Annotated in this window: 12 protein-coding genes and 1 tRNA gene; 10 read left to right on the top strand and 3 right to left on the bottom strand. The window is 70.8% G+C overall.

Features of this window, described 5'->3' with window-relative positions; translation table 11 throughout:
• Positions 1-90 precede the first annotated feature (90 nt).
• From WBK31_RS01990 to lat, 7 genes are all read left to right on the top strand, one after another.
• Complete coding sequence (locus WBK31_RS01990; RefSeq protein ID WP_364058461.1) at positions 91-1,587, top strand: hypothetical protein; 1,497 nt, start codon at positions 91-93, stop codon at positions 1,585-1,587.
• Positions 1,588-1,606: 19 nt separating this feature from the next.
• The gene (locus WBK31_RS01985; protein WP_364058464.1) at positions 1,607-2,701 is read left to right on the top strand and encodes a DUF2510 domain-containing protein; all 1,095 of its coding nucleotides are present in this window, start codon (positions 1,607-1,609) and stop codon (positions 2,699-2,701) included.
• 69 nt (positions 2,702-2,770) lie between these two features.
• Positions 2,771-3,364, top strand: a complete 594-nt coding sequence (gene orn, locus WBK31_RS01980; protein ID WP_364058467.1) for an oligoribonuclease — start codon at positions 2,771-2,773, stop codon at positions 3,362-3,364.
• A 68-nt stretch (positions 3,365-3,432) separates the two neighbouring features.
• Positions 3,433-3,508, top strand: a tRNA-His gene (locus WBK31_RS01975).
• Positions 3,509-3,843: 335 nt separating this feature from the next.
• Entirely contained in the window at positions 3,844-4,038 is a 195-nt protein-coding gene (locus tag WBK31_RS01970) for a LuxR C-terminal-related transcriptional regulator (protein ID WP_378784907.1), read from the top strand.
• 558 nt (positions 4,039-4,596) lie between these two features.
• The gene (locus WBK31_RS01965; RefSeq protein WP_364058470.1) at positions 4,597-5,139 is read left to right on the top strand and encodes an HdeD family acid-resistance protein; all 543 of its coding nucleotides are present in this window, start codon (positions 4,597-4,599) and stop codon (positions 5,137-5,139) included.
• A gap of 58 nt (positions 5,140-5,197) precedes the next feature.
• Positions 5,198-6,466 (top strand): L-lysine 6-transaminase, encoded by a 1,269-nt coding sequence (gene lat, locus WBK31_RS01960; RefSeq protein ID WP_364058473.1) that lies wholly within the window; start codon positions 5,198-5,200, stop codon positions 6,464-6,466.
• Positions 6,467-6,575: 109 nt separating this feature from the next.
• Here the strand turns inward: lat and WBK31_RS01955 are convergent, their stop codons facing one another.
• From WBK31_RS01955 to WBK31_RS01945, 3 genes are all read right to left on the bottom strand, one after another.
• Entirely contained in the window at positions 6,576-7,796 is a 1,221-nt protein-coding gene (locus tag WBK31_RS01955) for an NAD(P)/FAD-dependent oxidoreductase (RefSeq protein ID WP_364058475.1), read from the bottom strand.
• 117 nt (positions 7,797-7,913) lie between these two features.
• On the bottom strand, positions 7,914-8,561 hold the full coding sequence (locus WBK31_RS01950) for a hemolysin III family protein (protein ID WP_364058477.1): 648 nt from the start codon (positions 8,559-8,561) through the stop codon (positions 7,914-7,916).
• A 111-nt stretch (positions 8,562-8,672) separates the two neighbouring features.
• Entirely contained in the window at positions 8,673-10,205 is a 1,533-nt protein-coding gene (locus WBK31_RS01945; protein WP_406674236.1) for a penicillin-binding transpeptidase domain-containing protein, read from the bottom strand.
• A gap of 26 nt (positions 10,206-10,231) precedes the next feature.
• On the opposite strand from WBK31_RS01945, the gene WBK31_RS01940 reads away from it, so the two are divergent.
• The 3 genes from WBK31_RS01940 (at position 10,232) to WBK31_RS01930 (ending at position 12,967) form a co-directional block, all read left to right on the top strand.
• On the top strand, positions 10,232-11,077 hold the full coding sequence (locus tag WBK31_RS01940; RefSeq protein ID WP_364058481.1) for a fused MFS/spermidine synthase: 846 nt from the start codon (positions 10,232-10,234) through the stop codon (positions 11,075-11,077).
• Positions 11,078-11,166: 89 nt separating this feature from the next.
• On the top strand, positions 11,167-11,718 hold the full coding sequence (locus WBK31_RS01935) for a hypothetical protein (RefSeq protein ID WP_406674235.1): 552 nt from the start codon (positions 11,167-11,169) through the stop codon (positions 11,716-11,718).
• A 298-nt stretch (positions 11,719-12,016) separates the two neighbouring features.
• Positions 12,017-12,967 (top strand): SPFH domain-containing protein, encoded by a 951-nt coding sequence (locus WBK31_RS01930; protein ID WP_364058486.1) that lies wholly within the window; start codon positions 12,017-12,019, stop codon positions 12,965-12,967.
• Positions 12,968-12,969 lie beyond the last annotated feature (2 nt).

Below are 12,969 nucleotides of genomic sequence, written 5' to 3'. Positions count from 1 at the left end.
TGACGGCGCGCGCGTCAACCGTCACACTTGCGGTGAAGGGCCGCAGGGCGGGACGGATGCGTGGAACGGCACCGGGGGGCACGAACGGCGATGAACAACCCTGGGAACGGTATCGCCGGGTTCCGATTCACCGAGCACACGTGGGTGACCGAGCTCGGCAACTGGATCGACGCCATCTCACCCGACGGCCGCAGGGCGGGGGCGCTGCTGTTCGACCCGAAGATCATCGGCCTGCCCGGGGTGCGCGACCGCGTGGTGCAGGCCGTCATGACCGACCAGCGGCTCGTGATGGCCGGGGTGAACGGGCTCATCCCCGTGGCCGACGTGGTGGCCGCGGGCGAACAGGTGTGGCTGCTCACCGCGCAGGCGGTCAGCCCCACGCTGGCCGACCTGCTCGCCGCCGGGCCCATCGACCCGAACGGGGCCGCGTCCCTGCTGATCGAGACCGCGCAGACACTGCAGGCGCTGCACGCGGCCGGGGTCACGCACGGCTCCGTGCACCCCGGCACGGTGGTGATCACCGCCGAGGGCGTGTCGCTGTTGTCGGAGCGCGGGCTGTCCGACGCGATCCGCGCCCGGATCTCCCCGCCCGAGCGGGACGCGGCCGGGTGGGCGTCGCTCGCCCGCGGACTCGCGGCCTCCCTCGGTCCCGGCGCGCCGGGACCTGCCGAGCTGTTCGAACGGGCCGCTGCCACCGCGACCACACTGGGCATCGGACCCGCCAGGGACCTGCTGGTCAACGAGCGGCGCACGCTGCCCGGCGGGCGGATCAGCAGGGACGGGCTGGCGCGGGCGGCGCGCGGGCGGTCGGCGTTCGCGCAGGCGTCGCCGCAGGCGGGCGCGCCCGTACCGGCGCCTCGTGACGAGGGCGACATCGTCACGCTGCTGCACGTGCCGGGACGGTCTCCGCAGCCGCCCGTCCACTTCGGCCCCGGGATCGGGGCCGCGCAGGCTCCGGGGAGCGGCGGCCAGGCTGTGGCTGCCGGTGCCGGCGCCGGTCCCGGTATGGGTTCCGGCCTGGCCTCCGGTACGGGTTCCGGTGCGGGCTCTGGCGCGGGTTCCGGTGCGGGCTCTGGTGTGGGCACGCGGGCGCAGCGGCCTGAGACGCCGGTGGAGCGCATCTGGCGGTCGGGCCGCGACGAGGCGTCCACCGTGCGCACCCAGCGCCGGGGGCGGGCCGCGCGGGCCAGGCGGTGGCGCACGATGGCGGCCGGCGCGGTCTTCGCGATCATCATGTCGGGGGCGGTGCTGGCCTGGCTCCGGCTGGGCAACGTACCCGACCTGGCCGTCAAGTCCGTGGACGTGACGGCGCCGAAGAAGACGCAGGGCTGCGACAGCTCCGTGCTCATCACGGGCACGGTCGTCACCAACGGGGCGCCGGGCGAGATCACGTACGAGTGGCTCAAGAACCTGGACGAAGAGGTCGTCACGGGCACGCTGCGCACCGAGTCGGACAGGACCTCGTACGAGCTGCCGCTGCGGTGGACGCTGCAGGGCAAGAGCAACGTCAAGGCCACGGCCACGCTGCGCATCCTCAGCCCCGGCCCGGTTCGCAGCGACAAGGCCAGCTTCACGTACAAGTGCTGATCTCACTAATCTGACGACCATGACCACGCAGACCCCCGCGGGCTGGTACCCGGACCCCTACGGAGAGCCGCAGCTTCGCTGGTGGGACGGCACCCAATGGACGGACGCCACGCACGCCCACGAGCCCGGTCCGGCCCAGCAGCCCTCCGGCCCCCAGTCGCCCGCGCAGCCTCCGACGCAGGGACAGTCCCAGACCGGCCCCGGGTGGACGGTGACGCCGGCCAATCCGACGATGCGGTTCGGCCAGCCCACGTACGGGCAGTCCGCCTACGGCGCGCCGGGGCAGCAGCAGCCGCCGGGCACCGCGCCGTGGGGCGGCGCGCCGCTGCCGGGCCCCGGCTACGGGCCGCCGCCCAAGCAGCGCAATCCGATGCCGTGGATCTTCGGCGGGCTCGCCGCCGTGGTGGTGCTCGCGCTGATCGTGGTCGCCGCCGTCTTCCTCATCAACCGCGACCCCTCCACACAGACCGCCGCGCCGACACCGAGGCCGACGACCGACTCGCGGCCGACCGAGGAGCCTCCGACCCAGGAACCGCCCACGCAGGAGCCGCCAGGGCAGGCCGAGTTCCCGCAGCCGTCCGACGGGCGCATCATCGACGCGCGCGCCGGCGTCTCGTTCGAGGTGCCCGACGGCTGGACGGTGCCGCAGTGGAATCACGTCAACAGCGGCAACCCGACGGAGCAGCAGTTCTCCGCGGCGGTACAGAAGACCTCACAGGAGAACTACCAGGGCGGGTCCGACTGGGTGGGCAACGTCTACACGGGCGTGCTCAACCAGCTCTACCCCTACAGCGGCGTCTCCGGCATGAGCGACACCGCCAAGGCCGTCTTCGTCCACTTCACGACCCAGTACTACTCGCCCGCCCACGAGAGCAAGGTCGTCTCCGACAAGGCCATGAAGATCGGCGACAAGCAGGCGTGGGTGCTGAAGTTCCAGCTCGACTTCACGAAGGTCGCCGAGGACAACGGCTACAAGTGGAAGAAGGAGAACGGCGCGATCGTGCTGATGGACCGGGGTACGGGCCAGAGCCCGGCCCTCATCTACGTCTCCGTCCCCGACAATCTCGGCACCGACGTGGTCGACGAGGTTCTCGACTCGCTCAGGCCCGCATGACCGGTGGCACTAGGCTGGTGCTTGTAACAAGCGGGCGGATTGCTCCGAGCCGCTGGGCGAGGAGAACGAATGAGTGACTTGCTGGTCTGGATCGACTGCGAGATGACCGGGCTCGACCTGAGCCGCGACGCGCTCGTCGAGGTGGCGTGCGTCATCACCGACAGCGAGCTGAACCAACTGGACGAGGGCGTCGACGTGGTCATCAAGCCGCCGCCGGAGTCACTGGAGCAGATGTCGGACGTCGTACGCGAGATGCACACGGCCTCGGGCCTGCTGCCCGAGCTGGCGGGCGGCGTGACGTTGTCCGAGGCGGAGTCGCTGGTGCTCGACTACATCCGCCGCCACGTGCCCGAGCCGAAGAAGGCTCCGCTGTGCGGCAACTCGATCGGCACCGACCGTACGTTCATCGCCCGCGACATGCCCGGGGTCGATGCGTATTTGCACTACCGGATGGTGGACGTCTCCTCCATCAAGGAACTGGTGCGCCGGTGGTACCCCCGGGTCTACTTCGCCGCGCCCGAAAAGCAGGGCGGACACCGTGCTCTGGCGGACATCACGGAGAGCATCAGGGAGCTGCGCTACTACCGCGCGGCGGTGTTCGTCGGCCAGCCGGGACCCGACTCGGCGACCGCCAGAGCACTCGCCGAGCGTGTCACGGGCTAAAGGAGTGGCGTAAAGACTCCCGAACACCGCTACACTTTTCCTGTGCCGCTTCACCGGGAGCGGCCGTGGTGGGTGTAGCTCAGTTGGCAGAGCGCCAGGTTGTGGTCCTGGATGTCGAGGGTTCAAGTCCCTTCACTCACCCCAGGCGGGCGAGGTTCCGACCACGCGGCCTGAGGCAGCGCCTCGGGTTGGCGTACGGGCCTCGCCCTTCTTCTTTTCCAGGCTTCCGGCTTCCCCGGCCCCTCGATGAGGTCCGCATCCGGCGGTTCGGTCGCTGTGATCCGCGTCTCACCTTCGCCGCTTCGCGCCAGGACGTGAAGAGCCCGGCCGATTTTTCCGGCAACACCCCCAAATCGTGACAATGCGGGTTATGCTCGCTGTCTACTGCCAACGCCGTGAGCACGGGGGTTATCGGCGATCTACCGTCCGCGCGCGCCCTCGGAGGCCGGATGAGAGTCGACGACGCAGCGTTTGAAAGCGTGTTCACGTCCCTGAGCAAACGCGAGGCCGAGGTCATGGACCTGATCGCGACGGGGCAGTCCAACGGGGAGATCGCCCAGAGGCTGTTCCTCAGCGAGAAAACGGTCAAGAACCACGTCAACCGCATCTACGCCAAACTCGGCGTCGACTCAAGGGTGTCGGCCATCGGGTTGTGGCTGTCCCGCAAGAAGTAACGCCGGACCTCACCCCTCCCCCGCCCTGCCCCGGGCAGGCGGGCGCGACCCCAAGGGGTCGCGCCCGGAACCCAGGACGGCCGCTCCCGCACGCCCTGAAGCAGGGACAGGCGGGATACGACCGCCCGGAACCGGCCCGTGCCCTCTACGCCCCGAAACAGACGACCACGCCCCGCTGTGGGAGGGGCGCACGCACCTCGCCCCGGCCAGGGTGAGCGCACACGCGCCTCTCTGCTTGCGGAGTGGCGAACGCACAGGCGCGCCCGTCCGTTTCCGGGGTGAGCGACCAGGCGCCCGCTCAGGTGCGGTGCGCCCCTCCCGCAGCGGGGCGTGGGTCACCTGCGGCCAGAGGCGCCGGGACACGCGCCGTCCCCTGCCGGAACGGGGCGAGCCGCGTGCCGCGCCTCCCGCCGGGCGCTCATCGGGGGCCGCAGAAGGAGGACGGGCGCACGGCCGCGCGTGCGGGGAAAGGCGCCCTCGGCGGGCGAACTGGGTGGGTCAGTGAGTTTTGACCGGTCACTGGTCTGTTTGCGGGCGTATGGCGGATAGCAGACCAGCATGGTGGATATCGCGCGGTCGTGGTGGCTGATTCTGGTGCGGGGGCTCGCGGCCGTCGTGTTCGGCATCCTGGCGCTCGCCTGGCCCGGCCTCACGCTGCTCGTCCTGGTCATCTTCTTCGGCGCGTACGCCCTCGTCGGCGGCATCTCCGAGCTGTTCGCCGGGTTCCGCCACGGCGCGCAGTCACGGGCGTGGCTGATCATCTCCGGGATCCTCAGCATCCTGGCGGGCATCATCGCGCTGGTCTGGCCCGGCATCACCTCGCTCGCCCTGCTGCTCATCATCGGCGTCTGGGCGATCGTGTCCGGCATCTCCGAGATCGTGGCCGGCATCCACCTGCGCAAGCAGATCGACAACGAGTGGCTGCTCATCATCGGCGGCGCCCTGTCCGTGATCTTCGGCGTGCTGCTGCTCGCCCGCCCGGGTCCGGGTCTGCTGAGCCTGGCGTGGCTGATCGGCGCCTTCGCCATCCTGTACGGCATCGCCATGATCGCCCTCTCATTCCGCGTGAAGAACTTCACTTCTGGCGCCCGAGTGCCGTAAATTTTGTTTACGTAGCGGCGTTCCTCAAGAGGAATGTCAGACCCGCTGTGGAGGCGCCATGGACGTACACACCCGCCTTGCCCGCCACCTGCTCGTCGACGGCTACCGTCTCGTGCTCGACCTGGAGCTCAGCCGCGGTTCCTGGCTGGTAGACGCCCGCGACGGACGCCGATATCTGGACTTCTACACGTTCTTCGCCTCGGCCCCGCTGGGCGTGAACCCCCCGTTCGACCCCGACTTCGCGCAGCTCCTCGGCCAGGTCGCGCGGAACAAGCCGGCGAACCCCGACATCTACACCGAGCACCTGGCCGACTTCGTCGACACCTTCACCCGCGTGCTGGGCGACCCCGCGCTGCCGCACCTGTTCTTCGTCGAGGGCGGCGCACTCGCCGTGGAGAACGCGCTCAAGACGGCCTTCGACTGGAAGAGCCGCCGCAACGAGGCCGCAGGGCGCTCTCGCGACCTCGGCACCAAGGTCATGCACCTGACCAAGGCGTTCCACGGCCGCAGCGGCTACACGCTGAGCCTGACCAACACCGAGCCCGGCAAGACCGACCGCTTCCCCACGTTCGACTGGCCGCGCATCGACGTGCCCGCCATCCACTTCGGCGACGTCGAGGCCGCCGAGGAGCGGGCGCTGGCGCAGGCGCGGGAGGCGTTCGAGCGCCACCCCCACGACATCGCGTGTTTCATAGCCGAGCCCATTCAGGGCGAAGGCGGAGACAACCACATGCGGCCGGAGTTCCTGCGCGCGATGCAGGACCTGTGCCACCAGTACGACGCGCTGTTCATCCTGGACGAGGTGCAGACCGGCGGCGGCACCACCGGTACGCCGTGGGCCTACCAGCAGCTCGGCCTTGAGCCCGACATCGTGGCCTTCGCCAAGAAGGTGCAGGTCGGCGGCATCATGGCGGGCCGCAGGGTGGACGAGGTGCCCGACAACGTGTTCCAGGTGAGCGGCCGCATCAACTCCACCTGGGGCGGCGGGCTCGTGGACATGGTGCGCAGCCGCGGCCTGCTGGAGATCATCGAGCGGGACAACCTGATCGAGCGCGCCGGGACTTTGGGCGCCACCATCCTCGAACGCCTCACGAAGCTGGAGGCCGAGCACCCTGAGACCGTCTCGAACGTCCGGGGCCGCGGTCTCATGCTCGCCTTCGACCTGCCCGACGCGGCGGCCCGCGACGATCTGGTGACGCGGCTCAGGGAGGAGCACGGCGTGCTGGTGCTGCCGTGCGGGCCCAGGTCCGTACGCCTGCGTCCGGCGCTCAACATCCCCGAGTCCGATGTGGACTTCGGTCTCGCCGCGCTCTCCGAGGCCCTGTAAGCCCTCTTCACACCCTGTGCCCTCGTCACTCCTCTAGCGGCACCCAAGGGCCCACAGGTCCTGCGAGCGGCCTCCACGCGCGTCTCCCGAGCGCGAGCGGAGGCCGCTGCTATTGGGTGACGCTGGCCCTGCTGCGGTGCGGCCCGGCGTACCGCCAGAAGAAGTTGAGCAGCACGGCGGCGCGGTTGCGGTCGCCCAGCAGGTACGCCACGTGCACGAAGATCCACACCAGCCAGGCGGGCAGGCCGCGCATGGTGAACCCGTTGGTGAGCTGGAGCACGGCCTCCGCCTTGCCGACGGTCGCCATGATGCCCGGGTCGCGGTAGGAGAACGGCCGCAGGGGCCGTCCCCGCCAGGCCGCCGCGATCTGCTTGCCGACGTGCTTGCCCATCTGAATGGCGGGCTGGGCGAGCTGGGGAAGCGCGTCGGGCGGCGCGGCCAGGTCGCCGGCCACGAAGATCTCCGGGTGGTCGGGCAGGTTGAGCGCCTCGGTGAGCGTGACCCGCCCGCCCTTGCCCTGCGGCAGCCCCCACGAGCCGACCTCGGGCGGCGCGGTGACGCCGAGCGCCCAGACGGTGACGTCGCTGGGCAGGCGGGTGCCGTCGGCCAGCACCACCGCGTCGGGCTCGACGGAGGCCACGGTGGCACCGAGCCGCAGACGCACGCCGCGCCTGCGCAGCGCCTCGGCCGCCGCGTCGCGCAGGCGCGGCTTGTACGGCGCGAGCACGTACTCGAACCGCTCGACCAGCGTCACGCTGGTCTGGTCGGCCCGCACCTCGGGATGGGTCAGCGGGATCGTGTGGCGGCGCAGCTCGGCGAGCGTGCCGGCCATCTCGACGCCGGTCGCGCCCGCGCCCACCACCACGACGTGCATGCTCTCGCGGCGGCCCGTGGCGGTGTCCTCAAGCTGGTGCTGGAGCCTGCGGCGCAGCACGGCCGCGTCGCCGAGCGAGTAGATCGGCAGCGCGTTCTCCTTGGCGCCGGGCACGCCGAGCCAGTTGGTGGTCACGCCGGTGGCCAGCACCAGGAAGTCGTAGTCGAGCGAGGTGCCGTCCTCGAACTCGACCCGCCGCTCGTCGGCCAGGATCTTGCTGAGCGAGGCGCGCCTGGCCCGCACGTTCGGCCAGCGGGCGGCGTACGTGCGGGTCGGGTAGGACACATCCGACGTGCTCATCCCGGCGGTGGCCACCTGGTAGAGCAGCGGCTGGAAGGTCGCGTACGGGTTGCGGTCGACGAGCGTCACCAGCGCGCCGCTCTTGGCCAGCTCGCGTGTCGCGGCCAGCCCGGCGAAGCCCGCGCCCACGACGACGACCCGTGCTCTCTTGCCCATGACAGGTCCTTCCCCCTGAGAAGTGTCATGGATGCCTATGGGCGCGCCAGCTTCTCTTAAACCGCGCGAACGCGGCAGGACGGACAAAGCACAGATCAGGGCGGGGAAACCGGAAGGCTAGGCGTGCGAGTAGACCACGATCGACACCGCGATGTACTGCACGAGGTACGCCGCGATCGTGAACGCGTGGAAGACCTCGTGGAAGCCGAACCAGCGGGGCGAGGGGTCGGGGCGGCGCAGGCCGTACACGATGGCGCCGGCGGAGTAGAAGACGCCGCCGATGGCGACCAGCACGACGGCGGCCACGCCCGCGCCGTCGAGAAGCTGGGGCATGACGAACACGGCCGTCCAGCCGAGCGCCAGGTAGAGGAGCGTGTAGAGCCAGCGGGGCGCGTTCATCCACAGGATCCGGAACAGCACGCCGGCCAGCGCGCCGCCCCAGATCACCGACAGCACGGCCACCTGGGGCGTGCCTTCGAGTGCGAGCAGCGCGAACGGGGTGTAGGTACCGGCGATGATCAGGTAGATGTTCGCGTGGTCCACGCGGCGCAGGAACTCGGCCAGGCGGGGGCCGAGCGTGCCGCGGTGGTAGGTGGCGGAGATGCCGAACAGCAACGCCGAGGTGATCGCGTAGATGGCGGAGGCCAGCCTGGCCTGGAGTGTCGGGCCGAGCGCCACGAGCACGAACCCGGCGACCAGCGTCACGGGCAGCGCTCCGGTGTGCAACCAGCCTCGCAGCCTGGGCTTGGCGGTGATGGTCGTCATGAAACCTACGGTAGCGTAGGTTACTGGTCAGAAACATCCCCGAACCCGGCGAATCGGGCGTGATGTCGATCTCGCGCCACGGGCCGGTGAACGCTCCTGCCCCGGCGAACGCTAGAGGCCCTTGAAGAAGCGGGCCGCGATGGGGACGGCGGCGTTCCTGCCCGAGCCGCCGTGCCGTACGAAGACGCAGAAGGCCAGGTCATCGCGGAACCCGATGAACCAGGCGTGCGAGGGCCCGTCGGGCACCTCGGCGGTGCCGGTCTTGCCCGAGACGTCCGCGGGGAGTCCCATGCCGCTGGCCGTCCCGTGGTCCACGACGGCGGCCATCATGTCGCGCAGCGCCGCCACCACGCGGGGGTCCATCACGACGTCGCCGTGCGGGATGCCGTCGATGCGGCGTACCTGCTCCTTCGACAGCAGGCGCGGCGAGCGCCAGGTGCCGCTCTCGACGGCGGCGGCGAGCGCGGCCATGCAGAGCGGGGTGGTGACGACCTCGCCCTGGCCGATGGCGTCGGCGGCCAGCATGTCGAGGTCGCCGGTCTCGGGCACCGCGCCGCAGCTTCCGCCGATGCCGGTGGCGATGGAGCGGCCGAAGCCCCACTCCTCGGCCGTCGCGCGCAGGTCGGCGCTCTTCAGCCGGGTCGTGGTCTGCTCGACGAACGTGGTGTTGCAGGAGTACGCGAACGCGTCGGTGAAGGTGACGACGCCGCGGTCCACCGCGCCGTCGTTGCGGAAGGAGCTGTGGAAGGGGATCTGGTACGTGCCGGGGCAGGGCACCTGGGCGGCCGGGTCGAGCCCGCTCTTGAGCAGGGCCGCCGCGGTGATGGTCTTGAACACCGAGCCGGGCGGGAAGACGTCGCGCACGGCGCTATAGTCGTCCTCCAGCCGGTCGGCCAGCGCCAGGATCTCACCGGTGCTGGGCCGGATCACGATCATGGTGGAGTCGTCCACGCCGTCCAGCGCCCGCGCGGCCGCCGCCTGCACGGGACGGGAGAGCGTGGTGCGTTCGACCTCGGCCTTGGGCGCGCGGGTCAGCAGCCGCACGTCGGGGCGTCCTGGAGTCTTGGCGACCAGCGCCCACCCGTGGTTGACCTGCTCGAACTCGGGTCTGAGCGGTTCGAGGTACGCCTCGGCGTAGCTGTCGACGGGGATCTTGTCGCCCTCGCTGGTGACCAGCTCGGCCGGGGTGGGGTCGATCTCGGTCAGCTCCAGCGTGACGCCGTCCTTGAGCATGGGGTGCAGGGTCTCGGGGGTCCATAAGACCTTCCACGCGCGGTCGCGTACGGCCAGGTGTAAGACCCCGTCGAACGGCCACGCGCCCAGCTCCGCAAGCTGCCGCACCCCCGTGAACGGCACCTCGGCGCTCTCCTCCCCAGTGCCGCGCAGCGGGCCCGGGGTGAGCTGGAGCGACTCGACATGTAACTCCTCGCTGAGCTGCCGATGCCGTACGGCGAAGTCCTCGGGAGGCTTGTAGACCAGCCGCGCCATGGCCGCGAGGTCGCCTTCGCGCCAGGCCGCGAAGTACGCGGCGGCCGTCTCATCAGCGCTTCCCTTGATCCGGTTCGACGCGATGACGGCGAAGGCGCCGGCCCCAACTACCGCGACAACGGCGATAACGAGCACAATCAGCCTTCGTCGTCGCATACGGTGCTCCCAGGAGGCGATGAGACGTGGCACGTGGACAGCGGGAACCGACGCCCGGCCGGTACCCGGTGACGTTCGGGGAGATCGAGCTTCTCCGAGATCTGGACCGGCAGGACGGCTGGGTGCTGTCCAAGGATGGCGTACCGCAGTCGTATGTGGATCTACAAGACCCGACATTCCTCGAATTCGAGTATGTACGGCTGATGGCGGATGTGATCGACCTTCTGGCGGACGGGCCGCTGAGCTGCGTCCACGTCGGCGGCGGCGCCTGCACGATCCCCCGCTACGTCTCCGCCACCCGGCCGGGCTCTCGCCACATCGTGATCGAGCCCGACGGCCTGCTGGTCAACCTCGTACGCGAGCAGCTCAACCTGCGATCCGTGCCGAAGCTGAAGGTGATCGTGGCGGGCGGGCGTGAGGGCACGGGCAAGGTGTGGGACACCACGGCCGACCTGGTGGTGCTCGACGCGTTCAGCGGGGCGACGATGCCCGTCGAGCTGGCCACCGTGGAGTACATGGGCGACATCGCGCGCATCATGCGGCCCGGCGGCACGCTGCTGATCAACATGGCCGACGGCAAGGGGCTCGCCTTCGCCAAGCGGCTGCTCGCCACCGTGTCCGGCACGTTCCCGCATGTGGCGCTGCTGGCCGAGCCCGGCGTGATGCGCGGGCGGCGGTTCGGGAACCTCATCGTGGCCGCCTCGCGTACCGAGCTGCCGACCGACCTGCTCACCCGGCGCGCGGCGGGCGGCCTGACGCAGGCGCGCTGCGTGTACGGCGAGGCGCTGACGAACTTCATCGCCGGCGCCGCCGTCATCAAGGACGGCGACCCCGTGCTCGCCCCGGTGCCCCCGCCCGCCGTCTTCGGCTGACGCCACCGGCGCACCGCGGGCGGGCCTGGACCGGCCGCCCCGGGAAAACCGCTATCGCACGTACGGCGGCCGGACCCGGACTGGCCGCCATGACGACTCAGGAAGTGCTGCTCATCGGCGGCCGGGCCGGTTCCGGCAAGAGCACCGCCGGCTACGAGGTGTCCCGGCTGCTGCGCGCGGCGGGCGTGGCCCACTGCCTCATCGAGGGCGACAACCTCTGCGAGGCCCATCCCATGCCCGCGGACGACCCGCACGGGACCGCGATGACCGAGGCCAACCTGGCCGCGCTGCGGGCCAACTACCGCGGGCTCGGCTACCGGCGGCTCATGTACACCAACACCGTGAGCGTGCTGGAGCGCGACCTCGTGACGCGGGCGATGGGCGGCGGGCCGATGCGTGTCGTCGGGGTGCTGCTGACGGCGGGCGACGACACCGTACGGCGGCGGCTGGCGGGGCGCGAGCGCGGCTCCGGTTTCGAGGAGGAGCTGCGGCGCAGCACCCGCGGCGCCCGGGTGCTTGAGCGGGAGTCGGGCGACTGGGTGGTGCGCGTGCCGACGGACGGCCGCACCGTGACCGAGGTCGCCACCGAGGTGGTGGCGGCGACCGGCTGGCTCCAGGACACCGCCGCCTCGACGACCTGATCCCTCCCTGACGCCCCGGCCTCTGCCGACCCGATGCCGGGCAACCCGATCCCGCCGATGCCGGGCAACCCGGCCCCGGACGACCCGATGCCGGGCAACCCGACCCCGGCCGACCCGACCCTGGGCAACCCGGCCTCGGATGGGCTCGCATCCGGCCGCTTCGCCCCTGGCCGACCTGCCCCTGAGCGGCCTCACCACCCGGCCGCCGCGATTCCCTGCCGAACCAGAGGGTTTCCCGTTCGCCAAAAAAGTGATATCACATTGCTAGCAAGATGAAGTCACTTGGAAGGAGGAGAGGATGGCGGAGACGTCGGGCGGGGCCGCGCTTGAGGGCACCGTCGTGGAGATGCCGGCCCCGCGCACGAAGGAGCGCCCGGTCAAGGCGGCCAACGGGTTCGTGATGCTGGCGGTGGCGACGCTGCTGCTCCTGGCCGGGCTGGCGCTGCTCGTGGTGGGGATCGGCCTGCTCGCCTCCGGGGCCGGGCAGGGCGGGCTGTTGCTGCTGATCGGCGGCGGCCTGGCGGCGCTGATCGGGTTCGTGATGTACTTCGGGCTCACCCCCGTGGCGCCGGGCGAGGCCCGGGTGGTGCAGCTCCTCGGCCGGTACGTCGGCACGCTGCGCACCCCCGGCTTCCAGTGGGTCAACCCGATCACCGCCCGCCGCCGGGTGTCCACGAGGATCCGCAACCACGAGACGGACGTGACGAAGGTCAACGACGCCGACGGCAACCCGATCCAGATCGCGACCGTGGTGGTGTGGCAGGTGGAGGACACCGCGCAGGCGGTGTTCGAGGTGGACGACTTCGTGGAGTTCGTGGCCATCCAGGCCGAGACGGCGGTGCGCCACATCGCGAGCACCTACCCGTACGACTCGCACGGCGAGCCGCGACTGTCGCTGCGCGACAACGCCGACGAGATCAACGAGCGGCTCTCGGCGGAGATCGCGGTGCGGGTGGCCCCGGCCGGCGTGAAGATCATCGAGTCGCGCATCATCCACCTGGCCTACGCGCCCGAGATCGCCAGCGCGATGCTCCGCCGCCAGCAGGCGGGCGCGATCGTGGCGGCCCGGCAGCGCATCGTGGACGGCGCGGTCGGCATGGTCGAGATGGCGCTGGCCAAGCTGGCCGAGCACGAGGTGGTGGAGCTCGACGAGGAGCGCAAGGCGGCGATGGTGAGCAACCTGCTCGTGGTGCTGGTCGGCGACCGCGACACCCAGCCCGTCGTCAACACCGGCACGCTCTACCAGTAACC

Origin of the sequence: Nonomuraea sp. N2-4H (assembly GCF_045291505.1) — a bacterium.
GTDB lineage: Bacteria > Actinomycetota > Actinomycetes > Streptosporangiales > Streptosporangiaceae > Nonomuraea > Nonomuraea fastidiosa.
Note: the sequence above shows the minus strand (reverse complement) of the source record. Positions and strands in the feature narration are given on the sequence as shown.

What these genes read in the sequence shown, in the direction of transcription:
- WBK31_RS01965 (WP_364058470.1), top strand. Translation starts at nt 4,597, where the DNA reads ATGGTGGATATCGCGCGGTCGTGGTGGCTGATTCTGGTGCGGGGGCTC.
- WBK31_RS01935 (WP_406674235.1), top strand. Translation starts at nt 11,167, where the DNA reads ATGACGACTCAGGAAGTGCTGCTCATCGGCGGCCGGGCCGGTTCCGGC.
- WBK31_RS01930 (WP_364058486.1), top strand. Translation starts at nt 12,017, where the DNA reads ATGGCGGAGACGTCGGGCGGGGCCGCGCTTGAGGGCACCGTCGTGGAG.
- WBK31_RS01950 (WP_364058477.1), bottom strand. Translation starts at nt 8,561, where the DNA reads ATGACGACCATCACCGCCAAGCCCAGGCTGCGAGGCTGGTTGCACACC.
- orn (WP_364058467.1), top strand. Translation starts at nt 2,771, where the DNA reads ATGAGTGACTTGCTGGTCTGGATCGACTGCGAGATGACCGGGCTCGAC.
- lat (WP_364058473.1), top strand. Translation starts at nt 5,198, where the DNA reads ATGGACGTACACACCCGCCTTGCCCGCCACCTGCTCGTCGACGGCTAC.
- WBK31_RS01945 (WP_406674236.1), bottom strand. Translation starts at nt 10,205, where the DNA reads ATGCGACGACGAAGGCTGATTGTGCTCGTTATCGCCGTTGTCGCGGTA.
- WBK31_RS01990 (WP_364058461.1), top strand. Translation starts at nt 91, where the DNA reads ATGAACAACCCTGGGAACGGTATCGCCGGGTTCCGATTCACCGAGCAC.
- WBK31_RS01985 (WP_364058464.1), top strand. Translation starts at nt 1,607, where the DNA reads ATGACCACGCAGACCCCCGCGGGCTGGTACCCGGACCCCTACGGAGAG.
- WBK31_RS01955 (WP_364058475.1), bottom strand. Translation starts at nt 7,796, where the DNA reads ATGGGCAAGAGAGCACGGGTCGTCGTCGTGGGCGCGGGCTTCGCCGGG.